Here is a 17,210-nt window from a genome sequence, read left to right on the forward strand (position 1 = left end):
TTTGCAACCGCTTAGAATAATAGAGCAAGATACTAATCAACAACGATAAATCAAGTAAATCTAGAAATTGTGCAGTCACCGACATTTTAGGATTAACTGAAACGGTTCAGCTTACTGATAGTCAGATTACGAAAAATGAGAGAAGATCGCAATAGTAAACAAAGATGGAAGGATAAAAAAAGAGCACATCTGAGAAATTCTTCCCAAAAATGTGCTCTTGTTAACACTTATTGATTATTTAAGTAAAGATTTTGCCTGTGTAACCACATTTTCAACAGTAAAACCAAACTCTTCAAATAATTCATTTGCTGGTGCCGATTCGCCGAAGCTATGCATACCAACAATCGCGCCTTCTAAACCAACATATTTGAACCAATAGTCAGCAATACCAGCTTCGATAGCAACACGTGCTTTCACTGATGCTGGCAATACTGCTTCACGGTAATCTGCATCTTGCTTATCAAATGCATCTGTTGCTGGCATAGAAACAACACGTACTTTACGGCCTTCAGCTGTCAGTTGTTCATAAGCACTAACTGCTAATTCAACTTCAGAGCCTGTTGCAATAAAGATTAATTCTGGAGTGCCAGCACAATCTTTCAGGATATAACCACCCTTTTCGATATTTGCCAGTTGCTCTGGAGTACGTGATTGCTGTGCAAGATTTTGACGAGAGAAGATCAGTGCTGTTGGACCATCTTTACGATCAATAGCATATTTCCATGCAACAGCTGATTCAACTTGGTCACATGGACGCCATGTGCTTACGTTTGGAGTGACACGCAGGCTTGCCATTTGCTCAACAGGTTGGTGAGTTGGACCATCTTCACCCAGACCGATAGAGTCATGAGTATAAACAAAGATACTACGGATCTTCATCAATGCAGCCATGCGTACAGCATTACGTGCATATTCCATAAACATCAGGAAGGTCGCACCGTAAGGAACAAAACCGCCATGTAATGCAATACCGTTCATAATTGCAGACATACCGAATTCGCGTACACCGTAATGGATATAGTTACCTGCTTTATCTTCGTTCAGTGCTTTAGAACCAGACCACATGGTCAGGTTACTCGGTGCTAAGTCCGCAGAACCGCCCATGAATTCAGGTAATACTTTACCGAATGCTTCTAATGCATTTTGAGACGCTTTACGGCTTGCAATACTTGAAGGGTTTTGTTGCAGATTTTCAATAAATGCTTTGGCATCTGTTTCCCAGTTTGCAGGTAATTCACCAGAAATACGACGTTTGAATTCAGCGGCTAATTCAGGGAATTCTGCAGCATATGCAGCAAATTTAGCATCCCATGCAGCTTCTTTTGCTTTACCCGCTTCTTTCGCATCCCACTCTTTATAAATTTCTTGTGGAATTTCGAATGCGCCATATTCCCAACCTAACGCTTTACGTGTTTCAGCAATTTCTGCATCACCTAATGGGGAGCCGTGAGAATCAGCAGTACCTGCTTTATGAGGAGAACCAAAACCGATAGTGGTTTTACAAATTAACAGTGAAGGCTTGTCAGTAATTTGTTTTGCTTCTTCAATCGCTGCTTTGATGCTTGCTGCATCGTGTCCATCAATGCCACTGATTACATGCCAGCCATAAGCGTCAAAACGTTCTGCTGTGTTATCAGTAAACCAACCGTGCACTTGACCATCAATAGAGATGCCATTGTCATCATAGAATGCAATCAGTTTACCTAACTGTAATGTTCCAGCTAAAGAACACACTTCATGAGAGATACCTTCCATCATACAACCATCACCCATAAAGGCGTAGGTGTAGTGGTCAACAATGTCATGACCAGGACGGTTAAATTGAGCCGCTAATGTACGTTCTGCAATTGCAAAACCCACTGCGTTTGCAATACCTTGACCTAAAGGACCCGTTGTTGTTTCAACACCAGGAGTGTAACCAAATTCTGGGTGACCAGGTGTTTTAGAATGCAATTGACGGAAATTTTTCAGATCATCTAAAGAAACTTGATAACCAGACAGGTGCAGTAAGCTGTAAATCAGCATTGAAGCGTGGCCGTTAGACAATACGAAACGGTCACGATCAGCCCAGTTAGGGTTAGTCGGGTTATGATTTAAAAAATCACGCCATAATACTTCTGCAATATCAGCCATACCCATAGGGGCGCCAGGGTGTCCTGATTTCGCTTTTTGCACAGCATCCATACTTAAAAAACGGATCGCATTAGCAAGGGTTTTACGAGTGGTCATTTTCTACTCCAAGTCGGATAAAAAGCATCTAGATAGCTGATTCTCTCAATGCAGGCAAAAAACCGCAATATAAAAAATCCGCAAAGGTGGCTATCGTAATTAGCTTAAATCAATAATTCTTTGATTTACACAACATTTTTTACGATAAAATCGGAAAATAACATTATCTCACCGCATTATTGCGCAACAAAAACATTAAATAGACATTATTTGCGCAACCAAGAAATAAGCTATTAAACCTTAGCTTGATACGACTAATCAAGATAAAATTTCTTTATCAAATTATCCATTAAATCAAATAAATATCGTATTTGTTTTAATTATAACCTAATAACTGACTGAGTTTGTTGCAAGGACGTAGAATTATAAGAGCTTAAAAAAGACAAAAAGCAGATAATTCACTGATTCAGTGATAAAAATCTTATTTACATCATATATAGCTAAAAGGAAAAATCAGCGTAACGTAAATGTTACTTATTACCTTAGCAAAATGAGTGAGAAAATAAGTAATTAGGTTATTCCAAGAATGGTTTTTATAAATTTTATTACAATAAAGAATATATTTTTCGTATTTTAACTTTCAATAAGCCTAAAGTTTCTTTTTTCTGTGTTAATTGAATATTTTTTTCTATTATCATTTTTGCAGAAAAATAATTTCAGAAAACAGCTTACTTAATAATACGCGAAAGTTTGCAAAGCAAAAAACCCAGCATAAATGCTGGGGTTTAGTAATGGAAGGCATCCCTCCGAATTGGATTATCATTTAATATGGTTATAACTAACCTTGTTCAGATATTTTTAAAGACAGGTATTTTTCTAACTTCTTTAAGGTAGGCAGTACCTTCAGTATTGCCAGTACCTGGCGAGGTACCCAGCATTTTTACAGCAATACCGTAATGCGACTGCCTCCATATTTTCATGCCTAATCCAAACGACTCCATCGCTTGATGAAAATCGTCTTTATACAAATTATCCTGAGGAATAAGATTAAAAACATCATCAATCGTCTCGGGGTTAGATAAAATCGCCTCGCTTACCTCCGGTACCGCTTGATAGGCTATTGAATTGAATCTTTCGGCATCAGGTCTACTACACAATGATTCAACTTTTTTATAACTGCGTGACTGGATTGCACTAGAGCCTTCGGTATAGTCTCTGAACCTATGAAAACCATCAACCCGCAACGTCGATAACAATGGAAAAAGTGCTGCCATTTCATTCAATCGATTAGCGCTGAGAAACAAGAGTTCAGTTGCTTGTTTCAGATCCGATTTAGCAAAGGCAATAACTTCCGTTAAACAAGAGGCCAGCCAATCAAACAATGTTTCAAAGGCCTGTAATATACGTAGAAAAATGTACTCATCATGATTAATATAAACGGGTATCATAGAGTATTCTAAGCGTAATTTTTCATTATCAGATAAGCGTAAAAACACAGCAGAACAAATTGTGTCGCAGATAGCTATCATATCCCGCTCATTATTTTCCCACTGTATATTCATTCGTTGATATACTTTTCCCATACACTTTATCAGTCGTCGGCAACGCATATTAACAAGTCGCTGATCTGGTGCCATTTCATAGAGCCAACTGCCATTATTACGCAATGCATCTAGCTCAAAGCGGATTAAATCCATAGTAATAATAGTCAATTGCCAATCGATATAATCAGCACTATTTTCTGTGTAATTCTGCCAATGTAATAAATCCAGTGCTAGATAAGATCGATAACTATAAGTGTCATCAAATTTATCCAAGACGACGTTAAGAAAACTTAACATCCAATCACCAGCGGAACTGTGGGCTAATTCATCTCGATATACTGCCAGTTGTTGTAATTTTTGCTGGGTAACAAAATGTTTTCCAACTTTATGAAATTCAGAAAGGATCTCTCTGGCATCACACCGATGACTATTATTCAATAGACTGTCTTCGGCGACCACTCTATCACTCTTTTCATGTTTTGAATCAGCCCCATCAAGATGCTCTTGCTCTGATATTCTATCAGACATAGTTAGCTCCCGGCTCTTTGTTGCATAAATGTCAGGATTTCAAGTTGCTGGGCGAGTAGTTTTATATATTCCATCCCGCTTCACTAATACTGTTACCTTCGCTACATACCCAGCACTCAATTCACTCGCTGCTTCAGCTAACTCTTCATTTTGAAGTTTCAACCATCGCTCTGTGGATTAATGTATAACCTGAAAGCACCATTCATTAATAATATAAATGTATTTATACAATATAACAGTCATTAAAACCAACAATAATTTAACGTTGAACCAACAACCCTAACTGTAAAAAGACATATTTACCGGAATTACATAAATAAAATCAATCAAGTTAAAAGGAAAATAATTTTATTACATAGGTTGAAAATTCTTTAAATTAATCCACCAAAGAGTAATTAAAGATAATTAAAAGTGATAACTTGCATTATTATAGTTTTTTAGTTCGATTAGTTATTATGATTTATTTTATTATTCTAATTGCTTTAATTATTTTAACGGTAATTTTTCGAAGGGTAACAATTAAAGATATCCCGTCATTAATCACAAGCCAAATAAGCAAATACATAAAATATATTTATACTTTTTTATTGAAGCAATGTTAAAATCTGTTTTATTGGTTTTCAATAATTATTTATATATTCAATCAAACAGCTATGCGGGTCTAATAAACAAGGTGTTACTGGCTAGCTGAGGCTAGTTTGGATATCAACGGGGATCAGTACTGGTGTTACCCGCTTAGTTACCCGCTTAATGGTAGGAGAAAGCCTTGTGTTCTTATATTTAGTTCAATGTTTCTGAACGCACGTTACCGCGTGATTTACGTGAACGATTGGCTTAATTGCGGGTAGAAGGTCGGAAAAGTAGCATACTGCTGTCTGGTATGATGATAAAACCCCAATAGCAAAAACCCCAGCATAAATGCTGGGGTTTGGAATGTTGGCGGAACGGACGGGACTCGAACCCGCGACCCCCTGCGTGACAGGCAGGTATTCTAACCAACTGAACTACCGCTCCGCGCATCCTTTCGGACGAAGTGAATATTACGAATCTCTTGCCTTGTCGTCAACTGTTTTTCTAACAAAAAGATGCATTTGGATAATTTTTAATCTCAACTTACTCTTTGTGCTTTTTTTATATTCAAACAGCCTCATCATTTGATGCTGGACGCCATAAACAATGCCCGCCTTTCTTCTCAACCAAATCTAATCGAGCCTCATGCTCAGCAACTTCTTCTGCAGTTGCTCTTATTACTCTTAATCCTGAAACTGGGCGCTCGATGCGCTGAATATCATTTTGCTCTTGCTCGTTACTTGATTCACCTTCCATTGAAAATGCTAATGCTGTTTGCCCACCGGTCATTGCCAAGTAAACATCAGAAAGTATTTCAGCATCCAATAACGCGCCGTGAAGAGTACGCTTAGAGTTATCTATTAAGTATCTATCACATAAGGCATCAAGATTATTTCGTTTGCCGGGAAACAATTCCCTCGCCATTGCAAGGCTATCGGTAATTTGACAGAACGTTTCGGTAGGCGGAATATCACGATTAAGCTTTCTAAATTCATAATCCATAAAGCCGATATCGAACGATGCATTATGAATGATCAGCTCTGCTCCGCGAATATATTCTAAAAACTCATCGGCAATATCAGCAAAAGAAGGACAATCTTCTAAAAACTCATCACTAATGCCGTGAACTTCAAAAGCTTCAGGATCAACTAATCTTTCAGGCTTAATGTAAACATGGAAATTTCGCCCTGTTAATCGACGATTGATAACCTCTACGGCACCAATTTCAATGATATTATGACCTTCATAATGAACGCCCAGTTTATTCATACCGGTAGTTTCGGTATCAAGTACAATTTGTCGTGTGATTGGAGTGCTCATAATCCGTTTTTATGTCAGACTTAGGGTTAGTTTTTCGTATTAATCAAAAAGGATAAGTCGCCTTTATGCACAAGCAGGTAGAAATATTCACCGATGGTTCATGCTTAGGCAACCCAGGCCCTGGTGGTTATGGCGCTATTTTACGCTATCAACAACATGAAAAAACCCTAAGTGAAGGTTTTTTTATGACCACCAATAACCGAATGGAACTTCTTGCTGCTATCGTAGCACTAGAAACATTAAAATTCCCTTGTAAAATTACACTGACAACAGATAGCCAATATGTCAGACAAGGTATTACACAGTGGATCCATAGCTGGAAAAAGCGTCAATGGCGCAAAGCAGACAAAAGTCCTGTGCTTAATGTCGATTTATGGAAACGCTTAGATAGTGCTATTACTCGTCATGAAATTGAATGGCATTGGGTAAAAGGCCATGCCGGTCATGATGAAAATGAACGTTGTGATGAATTAGCAAAAGCGGCAGCTCAATCACCGACACAAGAAGATACGGGTTATATCGAAAGCCAAAAAGATAAAACACAATAAATCATGTTTTATGGCTCTGAATGATTGCGTGTGGCCCCTAAAACTCGACCTTTTACACTCATTCTTGGCAATGCAAATTTCAATGCAGTGGGTGTTAAAGGAAGTGTTCTTTTACGAGCAATAATTAAATTTAAACAGCCACCAGTGTGATAGCGGCTACCATCACGTTTTATTGGTCTTGAAAATGGCATAATATGGAAATTCTGTTGTGTCATCACTTCGTAATTTAGCACACTAAGCCAATCGATTTGGCGTCGAAGTGAAAACATGCGACTTGAATAAGGTTGCTTTTGCCGTAAAAGAGGCGTGCATTTGCCCAACCCTAATAAACTAATCGGGTTAAAGCTTGTTAATACTATCCAACCATCATCAATTAAAACACGATCAGCTTCTCTTAGTAGCCAATGGGGATCTGCACTATAATCAAGCACATGAGCCATAAGACAAACATCAATCGATTTATTTTCAAAGGGTAGATAATCTAAAGACGCGATAACATCCGCATTTAATGCATTCGATGTCACATTGACTTGATGCGAAACGATACTTAATTTGGTATCCAGTTCGGCACTGAGTTGACCGAGTTTCAGCAAATGAAAGCCATACATTTTTGGCCACCAGTTTTGTAAACGCAATTCAATCGCCATGCGATAATATTCCCCCCAAGGAATATCACGCCAAGAATTTGGCATTGTAATCGGTTTTACTGAACGCGCTGCTTTCATCGTTTAACCCTTTATATTTTATAAGTAAGGTAACTTATATGGAGCTTATCAGAATTCCTGCTTTATCAGATAACTACATTTGGCTATTAAGTAATGAAAATAGTGAATGTGTGATTGTGGATCCGTCACAAGCCAAGCCTGTTATTGAAATGCTTTCACAACGCTCGCTAACACCTATCGCAATTTTATTAACCCACCATCATGATGATCATGTTGGTGGCGTTGCTGAACTTGTAAAAAAATATCCTAACATTGACGTTTTTGGCCCACAAGAAACACAAAGTAAAGGGGCTGAAAATATTATTCATAATCAAGAACGCATCATTGTTAGCACGTTCACTTTTAATGTGATTGGCACACCCGGCCATACATTGGGTCATGTTGCTTATTATTGTGAACCTTATTTATTTTGTGGCGATACACTTTTTTCTGGTGGTTGTGGTCGCTTATTCGAAGGTACCGCACAACAAATGTTTAGTTCATTACAAAGATTGAGTGCGTTACCAGATAACACATTAATTTGTTGTGCTCATGAATACACCCTATCAAATATGACCTTTGCACATCATATCATGCCAGAAAATGCACTTATTACCGATTATTTAGCCCAAGTTAGTGAAATGCGTAAAAATTTGCAACCAACTGTGCCAATAACACTGAAAAACGAAAAGAACATTAATCTTTTTTTGAAATCTGACGATATTGATTTGCAAAGGATTTTAGGTATAACCACCAATACTTACGCTCCAATTAAGACATTTACAAAATTAAGAGAGTTAAAAGACAATTTTTAAATTCTATTGATTGTTTTATTTTGGCAGACTAAGTATCATTTGGTTCAAAAAACACACAGGATGAATTTTTCTATTATGAAGACAAAAGCGATTTTGTTCTCCATATTGCTATTGGCGGGCTGCCAGCAATCTGAGAACATTAAACCTAATTTGTCTGCGATCACACCAACGTCAACGAAAGGGACTTCAACTTCTCACCAACCTCAATATGATGTAAAAACCAATTTATGGGGTTATGTGGTAAGTGAATTGAAAATGGACCTCCCTGAAAATGAAAGGATCTCGCAGCAAGAATTATACTTTTTAAATAATCCCAAACATATACAGAGCGTTGCTTCTCGCGCTGAACCTTATATGTATTCGATTATTGATGAAATTGAAAAACGTGAATTACCAATGGAACTGGCACTTGTTCCTGTCATTGAAAGTGCGTTTAATCCTCATGTTACCTCTTCTGCAAATGCCGCGGGTTTATGGCAATTTGTGCCAATAACCGGTAATTACTATGGTTTAGCACAGAACCAATGGTATGACGGCCGTCGTGATGTCATGGCATCAACGAAAGCCGCCCTTGATTTACTAGAGCGCTTGTATGTGATGTTTGATAGTGATTGGGCACTTGCCCTTGCTGCTTATAACGCGGGTGAAGGCCGTGTCATGCAAGCAATAAAGGCAAATGAGAGTCAAAACTTACCAACAGACTATTGGTCGCTTTCTTTACCTAAAGAAACGATGAATTATGTGCCGAAAATTCTCGCATTGAGCAAAGTTATTCGTGAAAACGAACAAACTATTACTTTCCCCAAAAGTAATTATCGCGATAAAGCATTAGCCTCATTTGATGTCGGCGAGCAAATCACGTTAAATAAAGTTGCTGAATTAAGTCAGTTACCTATTAATACCGTGAAAGATTATAATCCCGGCTATAAACGTGGAATAACCGCACCAAATGGCCCTCATGTCATTATGCTGCCTCGCAATAAGCTTGACCAATTCCGTACCGCTTTTGAGGATGAAGCGATATTAGAAACTATTCGTTTAGCTGTTGCCAAAACGAATCAGTCTATTAAGCAAGAAGGCGTTTATAAGGTTCGTTCTGGGGATTCGTTTTACGCTATTGCTCGTCGCTACAATATGAGTATAAAAGACTTACAGCGTATTAATGGATTGAATGCAAAGAGCACATTGCTAGTTGGTCAGACATTAAAAATTCATAATGCAGGCAGTGCCACAACAACGAAACCAGCGAAACCGTCACCAAGCTACTATAAAGTACGCCAAGGTGACTCTTATTACAGCATTGCCCGTCGCCATGGCATTAATCTAAAACAGTTAATGAGCTGGAACGCTGACATTAAAATGTTAAAGCCAGGTACGCAATTAACACTGTATATAAAATAGTTTTCTACACTTAAGCTTCTTTAAAGCCATCAATATATTAACACCTTAAAGGTGATAAATAGAGATGGCTTTTTTCTTTCCTGTCAATTAGTCCCCCTTTCCAAGAAAACCGCTCTTTTCTTCCTTTTCATCCATGCCTTCTATTTTATTTTGTTTGAATACGCTCCCCTTTACTCTTCCAAATATTAGACAATAAAAAAGCGCCTGATATTTAACTATCAAGCGCTTTGTTTTTATCTCTATGAATTAATTTAGCATACTAACTTATAGCCAGAAGAACCAAGCAAACAGAGAGATAACAAAGATACATACTAAGTTCAGTACACCACCAACTCGCACCATTTCAGTCTGTTTAATATAACCAGAACCAAAAACAATCGCATTTGGCGGAGTTGCGACAGGTAACATAAATGCACAAGATGCACCGATACCAATAATCATTGTCAGCGCCATTACTGGCATACCTAACGCTTGTGCAACGGTTGCAAAGATAGGTACTAATAACGCAGCACTCGCTGTATTACTGGTGAACTCTGTTAATACAATAATAAAGGTTGTTACCGCCAGAATAATCACAAACCAATGACTGTTACCGAAAGTATCTTTCATAAAGTCAGCCATAACTAAGCTTGCACCAGAAGATTGTAAAATTGCGCTTAGTGTTAAACCACCACCAAACAGCATTAATACGCCCCACTCTGTATTTTCTTGGATCTGGCTCCAACTAGCTACACCGGTAACCCCAATAACAATGGCGGCACTAACAGCAATAACGGTATCTAAATCTTTCACACCACCAAAAGCGCTACTGATAAAAGAACTAAAGATCCAGCAAAATACCGTCACTAAGAAGATAATCATGGTAATAACACGCTTGTTATTCCACTCTAAGACTTCTAATTTCAGATCAAACTTATGTTTCAAGTTAGGACGCAACATTAGGTACATTACAATAAACATGATAGGTAATAACACCAACATGATTGGAACACCATACTTCATCCACGTAATGAAATCTAAGTTCAGTTGAGCAGCGGCAATCGCATTTGGTGGGCTACCAACTAACGTACCTAAACCACCAATACTGGCACTATAAGCAACACCTAGTAATACGAAGACAAAAGTATTACGTTCTGAACGAATATCTAAGTTAGATAAAATACCTAATACTAGAGGCAGCATCATCGCAGCTGTTGCTGTGTTACTGATCCACATTGAGAGTAATGCAGTAACACCAAATAACAGCAATACAGCGATTGACAGTTTACCTTTTGCGATCATCAGCAAGCGGTTAGCAATTAAACGATCTAGCCCTTGGATATGAAGTGCTGTCGCTAATGCAAAGCCACCGAAGAATAAGAAAATGATAGGGTTTGCAAATGATTTTAATGACTCATTAGTATTCATTAGCCCAAGCACAACGGCTAATATAGGTATAAATAATGCTGTTATAGTCACGTGAATAGCTTCTGTCAGCCATAACACACCCACAAACACCATTAATGCTAAACCTGCATTTGCCTTTGGATCATAAGGTAAAAATTCTAGCAAAAGTAGTAATAACACCACATCAATAGCCAGAATAATTAACCCTCGTTTGTTTATCGGACTAGACTTCGCCGACGGGGCTAAATTGGATGCGTCCATGATAATACTCCACATTAGCTGATATGAACATTGGATTCACTAAGCTTAAATTGTTAACGAAATAGGTTATATGTGAAATATAAAAACATTTCCCTTCATTGAAAATGCGCAAAAGCTATATTTGAGATCTGTTCCACGAGAATTAACCAATTTATTAATAAAAGAGCAATAATTGAACACTATTTTCTCTTATACATCACACTTTTTTCAAAGTTGTTAAAAATAAATATTCTATTTTTTCTGTAAAAAAATAAAAAAAAGAGGAGAACTCAAGGTTCTCCCCTTTCAGATTAATAAATTTTTTTAATCAAAGATGCAAGATTATGCTTGGCCTTTAACTTCTTTCAGACCGTTGAAAGGTGCTTTGTTACCTAATGCTTCTTCGATACGGATCAGTTGGTTGTATTTAGCAACACGATCAGAACGGCTCATAGAACCTGTTTTGATTTGGCCAGCTGCGGTACCAACTGCTAAGTCAGCGATAGTTGCATCTTCGGTTTCACCTGAACGGTGAGAGATAACAGCTGTGTAACCTGCATCTTTCGCCATTTTGATTGCTGCTAAAGTTTCTGTCAGTGAACCAATTTGGTTGAATTTGATCAGAATTGAGTTAGCAATGCCTTTGTCGATACCTTCTTTTAGGATCTTAGTGTTAGTTACAAACAGGTCGTCACCAACCAGTTGGATTTTGTCACCAAGAACTTTAGTTTGGTATGCGAAACCATCCCAATCAGATTCGTTTAAACCATCTTCGATAGAAACGATTGGGTATTGTTTAGTCAGTTCTTCTAAGTAATGAGTGAACTCTTGTGAAGTGAAGGTTTTGCCTTCGCCTTTCAGTTCATAGTTACCCGTTTCATTGTTGTAGAACTCAGAAGCAGCACAGTCCATAGCCAGAGTAACGTCTTTACCTAAAACGTAACCTGCTTTCTCAACGGCTTCTTTGATAGCAGCTAATGCAGCAGCATTAGATTCTAAGTTAGGTGCATAACCACCTTCGTCACCTACTGCAGTGTTCATGCCTTTTGCTTTTAACACTTTTGCTAAGTGATGGAAGATTTCTGAACCCATACGCACTGCTTCTTTCAGAGTAGGTGCGCCAACAGGTTGGATCATGAACTCTTGGATATCAACGTTGTTATCTGCGTGCTCACCACCGTTGATGATGTTCATCATTGGCAGAGGCATAGAATATTGACCGTGAGTACCGTTCAGATCAGAAATGTGCTCGTACAAAGGCATACCTTTTGCAGCAGCAGCCGCTTTTGCGTTTGCTAAAGAAACCGCTAGGATTGCGTTTGCACCAAAGTTTGATTTGTTTTCAGTACCATCTAAATCGATCATGATTTTATCGATGTTAGCTTGGTCTTTTGCATCCTGGCCAAGGATCGCTTTAGCGATTGGACCATTAACAGCAGCAACCGCTTTCAGAACACCTTTACCTAAGAAACGTGATTTATCACCATCACGTAATTCTAAAGCTTCGCGAGAACCTGTTGATGCACCTGATGGAGCCGCAGCCATACCAACAAAACCACCTTCTAAGTGAACTTCTGCTTCAACTGTTGGGTTGCCACGAGAATCAATAATTTCACGACCAAGTACTTTAACGATTTTGGACATTCGGTTTTCCTCTGTACAAGTTAAATTTCCGAGAAGAGATACTCTATCTCTTCTCATATATCCTATTTCAGCAGGCCTTTTTGGTTATCAAAGGCTGCTTTCACAAAGCCTGCAAATAACGGATGGCCGTCACGCGGCGTTGAGGTAAACTCTGGGTGGAACTGACAAGCAACAAACCAAGGATGGTTTGGATTTTCAATAATTTCCACCAGTTTGTTATCTACTGAACGACCTGCAATACGTAAACCCGCATCTTCGATACGTTTTAATAGTAGATTATTTACTTCATAACGGTGACGATGGCGCTCTGTAATGGTGTTTTTGCCATACAGTGTACGAACTAAGCTATCGCCACTTAAATGGCAAGGCTGAGCACCAAGTCGCATCGTACCACCTAAATCACTATCTTCTGAACGCACTTCGACATTACCGTCTTCATCGCGCCATTCAGTGATTAATGCAATAACTGGATATTTGCAATCTGGTGCAAATTCAGTGGAGTTTGCGCCTTCCATTCCAGCAACATTACGTGCAAACTCAATCATAGCAACCTGCATACCTAAGCAAATGCCTAAGTAAGGGATTTTATTTTCACGTGCATATTGAGCAGCCATAATTTTGCCCTCAACACCACGTTCACCAAAACCACCTGGTACTAAGATTGCGTCTAACCCTTTAAGCATTTCTACGCCACGAGTTTCAACGTCTTGTGAATCAATTAGTTTGATATTTACAGCAACACGGCTTTTGAAACCACCATGTTTTAATGCTTCAATCACTGATTTATAGGCATCTGGTAATTCAACATATTTACCAACCATACCAATGGTCACTTCGCCTTCAGGATTAGCTTCTTCATAAATAACTTGTTCCCACTCTGCAAGATTTGCGACTGGGCAATCTAAGCTGAATCGTTTACAGATATAATCATCTAATCCCTGTGATTTCAATAGTGCGGGGATTTTATAAATGGAATCGACATCTTTTAATGAAATAACCGCTTTCTCTGGTACATTACAGAATAGTGCAATTTTGGCACGTTCGTTTGCAGGAATAACGCGGTCTGAACGGCAAATCAACGCATCTGGCTGGATACCGATCGACAGTAATTCTTTTACAGAATGCTGAGTTGGTTTGGTTTTCACTTCACCAGAAGCGGCTAAATAAGGCACCAATGTTAAATGCAGATAGAATGTGTGCTCGCGACCCACTTCTGCTGCCATTTGGCGAATCGCTTCTAAGAATGGTAAGGATTCGATATCACCAACTGTCCCGCCAACTTCAACTAAAACGACATCATGACCTTCACCGCCACGGATGATGCGTTCTTTGATTTCATTAGTGATATGAGGAATAACTTGAATTGTAGCCCCAAGATAGTCACCACGACGCTCTTTGCGTAATACTTCAGAATATACGCGACCTGTCGTGAAGTTATTACGACGAGTCATTTTCGTGCGAATAAAGCGCTCATAGTGTCCTAAGTCGAGATCAGTTTCAGCACCATCGTCAGTGACGAAGACTTCCCCGTGCTGAATTGGGCTCATAGTACCTGGATCGACGTTGATATACGGATCCAACTTCATCATGGTGACATTGAGTCCACGGGCTTCGAGTATAGCCGCCAGAGAGGCTGCGGCAATGCCTTTACCCAGAGAGGATACGACCCCGCCGGTCACAAAAATATAATTCGTTTTCATGCTGAACCTGAAAGTTTAGGTGTATTAGGATGATGGATATAACTGGACGGGAACACAGTATACCCGAACCTTATTTTCGCTACAAACATTCTTAGTAGTATAAAGTTCTTTTTCATCACGCCACTTATCCGTTTAAACACGAAAAAACAGTAAAAATTCAATTAACTAAACCCGTGAAAATATTTCACAAGCATTTTAGCTTAATCCTTTCAGCTAAGCTATCACTTTTAGAGAAGAGATGCTTTATTTTTTCATAATATTAAGTGTAGCAGGTTTATAGCGAGATCTTTTGCTTATGATCATACGTTTAAATTTTTTGAGATTGATCACACTTTTAATGTAATAGAATGCAAATAAAAAACTTTAAATTACCCAAAAACAAAAAAACGAAATTACATTTTATAATTTTTCTTTTTAAATATTTTTATAAAAACAGCTGAAAAAACGAGATGTTACAAGCTATTTTTATCGCACTTTATGTCATGTTAGAGTTAATTTGCGTGTCACAATTCACTCAATCGGTTGTTTTTTTGCTTTCTGCCAATAGATCTCCATCTCTTCCAATGAGGCATTTTCTATGCCAGTGCCTTTTTCTGAGAGCATTTTTTCAACAAAACGAAAGCGTTGTTCAAATTTTCGGCATGCTCGATTTAATGCTTGCTCGGGTTTTTGCTTTAAATGACGTGATAAATTCACCACAGAAAACAATAAATCACCTAACTCATCTTCAATTCGAGAGGCATCTTGAGGCTCTTTTTTCACCTCAGCTATCACTTCATCAATTTCTTCATAAACCTTACCCAAGACAGGCTCTAATTCATTCCAATCGAACCCCACTGAAGCACAACGTTTTTGGATTTTTTCGGCTTTCATTAAAGCAGGTAATGTAGCGGGAATATCATCTAATAATGAAAACTGAGCTTTAGCTTCACGCTCTTGAGCTTTAAGTTTTTCCCAACGATATTTTTCTGTGACTAAATTATTGTCACTTTCAGCGGCAAAGATATGAGGATGACGGCGTTCTAGCTTATTACTGATAGCTTCACAAACATCATTAAAATCAAATAATTTTTGCTCTTGCGCCATACGTGAATAAAAAACAACCTGATAAAGCAAATCGCCTAACTCTTCTTTTAAATCAGCAAAATCTTTGCGTGTAATGGCATCTAATACTTCATAGGTTTCTTCTAATGTATAAGGTGCGATAGTGTCAAAAGTCTGCACTTTATCCCATTCGCACCCTGTTTCAGGGTCACGTAGTTGCGCCATAATTTCTAATAAACGAAAGATTGCACGATTTTCTGACATCATATTGCCTTTTAAATAAGAGTTAGCTTTATCCTGTTTAACACTTTTTAGATAAAAAATGCCGCGAACAGTTGTCTCGGCATCTTATCATTTCAAGCTCAAGATCTTAAAAATAACTTTTTTGAAAGAATAATGACATTTTAAATTGAACTATAAATTTGTTATTTACAAATATACTCCTCGCTATAAATCCACGTTTCAACACCATATAAATACATCATTTTTGTTAAAGGTTTAATAAAATGAGTGAAAATATATTAGAGAACAAGATTTTAAATCCGCATGCCAAGATTTCCATAATAATATGACGTTTACATATCGCAATTTCCAAATTGCTGATATTTTAGCTCAACAAGCAAATAAAAAAGAACAAACAAACGATGATTTTAAGCAATTGCATGATTCAATAAAGTTTACTGCTGATTTTTATAAAGAAGTGTTTAATGCTTATGGTGATAAAGCAAGGAAATTAGCGGAGTCTTTAGCACAACAAGCCAGAGGAAAAACCATCCGTAACGTTGATGATGCGCTAAAAGCTTACGAAAAATACAAAGCGAATATCAATAGAAGAATTAATGCCAAAGATCGTAAAGCTATTGCAACTGCATTGGAATCGATCATACTCGATGATATAGCTCAAAAATTAAAAAAATTTAGTAAAGGTATGTTTTTTGTGAGTAAAGCTCTTGACGTCAAAGATTTATCGATAGAATTAATAAAAGCAACAGAAACAGATAATTGGCGTCCATTTTTTGTTAAAGCAGAGACTATATTTGTAGGAATGGCGGCTACATCGATAGCAGGATTTACATTTAGTGTACTTCTAGGTGGTCCCATAGGGATATTAGGATATGGATTGCTTATAGCAAGTATTGGAGCATTGATTGATAACGACTTAATTGAAAAAGCCAATAATTTGATTGGTGTTTAATTAATACTTTAGAGGTTGTTTATTTAGAGGAACAACCTTTTCACTAACACAAATAATATAAAAATTATTGTAATTGGTATAGATAATAAAAACACGATGAAACTATATAAAGCTAAACCACCAGCTTTACCAGCTGTATCTAAAAATAGTCCTCGATTCCAAAATTCTCTAGTAGTAAATTGAAGAAAAAAATATTCAATCCCCCATTTAGCCAACGGATATAATCCAATACCAGCAATACTAATTAACAATATTAGACTTTCATACTTCAACTCATACTCTAAGCAAGAGTATAAAAATAGAGCGCCAATAAACCATCCCCAACACATATTCTTAATATAATATTGTTTAGTTATCTTCATATTTATCTACTAGATCCCTTTTATTTAAAACTATATTTAT

General features: G+C 37.7%; 13 protein-coding genes and 1 tRNA gene. 4 read left to right on the top strand and 10 right to left on the bottom strand.

From position 1 onward, the window contains the following. Nucleotides 1-234: 234 nt before the first annotated feature. The 4 genes from tkt to dnaQ all read right to left on the bottom strand — a co-directional run bounded on the left by tkt (nucleotide 235) and on the right by dnaQ (nucleotide 6,131). On the bottom strand, nucleotides 235-2,229 hold the full coding sequence (gene tkt, locus QSH13_RS11900) for a transketolase (protein WP_109397045.1): 1,995 nt from the start codon (nucleotides 2,227-2,229) through the stop codon (nucleotides 235-237). A gap of 788 nt (nucleotides 2,230-3,017) precedes the next feature. Then, nucleotides 3,018-4,241, bottom strand: coding sequence for a hypothetical protein (locus tag QSH13_RS11905; RefSeq protein WP_286039155.1), 1,224 nt, complete (start codon nucleotides 4,239-4,241; stop codon nucleotides 3,018-3,020). Between the two features lie 937 nt (nucleotides 4,242-5,178). Beyond that, nucleotides 5,179-5,255 (bottom strand) — tRNA-Asp (locus QSH13_RS11910). A 123-nt stretch (nucleotides 5,256-5,378) separates the two neighbouring features. Beyond that, the gene (dnaQ, locus tag QSH13_RS11915) at nucleotides 5,379-6,131 is read right to left on the bottom strand and encodes a DNA polymerase III subunit epsilon (protein WP_109397047.1); all 753 of its coding nucleotides are present in this window, start codon (nucleotides 6,129-6,131) and stop codon (nucleotides 5,379-5,381) included. 65 nt (nucleotides 6,132-6,196) lie between these two features. Here dnaQ and rnhA point away from each other — a divergent pair, with 65 nt between their 5' ends. After that, on the top strand, nucleotides 6,197-6,679 hold the full coding sequence (gene rnhA / locus QSH13_RS11920; protein WP_099074311.1) for a ribonuclease HI: 483 nt from the start codon (nucleotides 6,197-6,199) through the stop codon (nucleotides 6,677-6,679). An 8-nt stretch (nucleotides 6,680-6,687) separates the two neighbouring features. On the opposite strand, the gene QSH13_RS11925 is transcribed toward rnhA, so the two are convergent. Next, a complete protein-coding gene (locus QSH13_RS11925; protein ID WP_109397048.1) occupies nucleotides 6,688-7,404 on the bottom strand; it encodes a methyltransferase domain-containing protein in 717 nt (238 codons plus the stop codon). Nucleotides 7,405-7,442: 38 nt separating this feature from the next. Between QSH13_RS11925 and gloB the strand changes: the two genes are divergently transcribed. Then, nucleotides 7,443-8,198, top strand: coding sequence for a hydroxyacylglutathione hydrolase (gene gloB / locus QSH13_RS11930; RefSeq protein WP_072063584.1), 756 nt, complete (start codon nucleotides 7,443-7,445; stop codon nucleotides 8,196-8,198). Nucleotides 8,199-8,273: 75 nt separating this feature from the next. After that, nucleotides 8,274-9,599, top strand: a complete 1,326-nt coding sequence (mltD, locus tag QSH13_RS11935) for a murein transglycosylase D (RefSeq protein ID WP_109397049.1) — start codon at nucleotides 8,274-8,276, stop codon at nucleotides 9,597-9,599. Between the two features lie 264 nt (nucleotides 9,600-9,863). Here mltD and QSH13_RS11940 read toward each other — a convergent pair whose 3' ends face one another. From QSH13_RS11940 to mazG, 4 genes are all read right to left on the bottom strand, one after another. After that, complete coding sequence (locus QSH13_RS11940; RefSeq protein ID WP_109397050.1) at nucleotides 9,864-11,246, bottom strand: SLC13 family permease; 1,383 nt, start codon at nucleotides 11,244-11,246, stop codon at nucleotides 9,864-9,866. Nucleotides 11,247-11,567: 321 nt separating this feature from the next. After that, nucleotides 11,568-12,869 carry a phosphopyruvate hydratase gene (gene eno, locus QSH13_RS11945; protein ID WP_036911952.1) on the bottom strand — a complete coding sequence of 434 codons (1,302 nt, stop codon included), beginning with the start codon at nucleotides 12,867-12,869 and terminating at the stop codon, nucleotides 11,568-11,570. Nucleotides 12,870-12,931: 62 nt separating this feature from the next. After that, nucleotides 12,932-14,569: a glutamine hydrolyzing CTP synthase gene (pyrG, locus tag QSH13_RS11950; protein WP_109397051.1), complete on the bottom strand. Its 1,638-nt coding sequence runs from the start codon at nucleotides 14,567-14,569 to the stop codon at nucleotides 12,932-12,934. A 510-nt stretch (nucleotides 14,570-15,079) separates the two neighbouring features. Continuing rightward, nucleotides 15,080-15,877, bottom strand: coding sequence for a nucleoside triphosphate pyrophosphohydrolase (mazG, locus tag QSH13_RS11955; RefSeq protein WP_249718135.1), 798 nt, complete (start codon nucleotides 15,875-15,877; stop codon nucleotides 15,080-15,082). 304 nt (nucleotides 15,878-16,181) lie between these two features. Between mazG and QSH13_RS11960 the strand changes: the two genes are divergently transcribed. Then, nucleotides 16,182-16,808, top strand: coding sequence for a colicin-like pore-forming protein (locus QSH13_RS11960; RefSeq protein ID WP_286039154.1), 627 nt, complete (start codon nucleotides 16,182-16,184; stop codon nucleotides 16,806-16,808). 23 nt (nucleotides 16,809-16,831) lie between these two features. Here QSH13_RS11960 and QSH13_RS11965 read toward each other — a convergent pair whose 3' ends face one another. Further along, nucleotides 16,832-17,170 carry a colicin E1 family microcin immunity protein gene (locus QSH13_RS11965; RefSeq protein ID WP_232799376.1) on the bottom strand — a complete coding sequence of 113 codons (339 nt, stop codon included), beginning with the start codon at nucleotides 17,168-17,170 and terminating at the stop codon, nucleotides 16,832-16,834. Nucleotides 17,171-17,210 lie beyond the last annotated feature (40 nt).

The organism is Proteus faecis, assembly GCF_030286765.1.
In the GTDB taxonomy this organism is placed as follows: Bacteria; Pseudomonadota; Gammaproteobacteria; order Enterobacterales; family Enterobacteriaceae; genus Proteus; species Proteus faecis.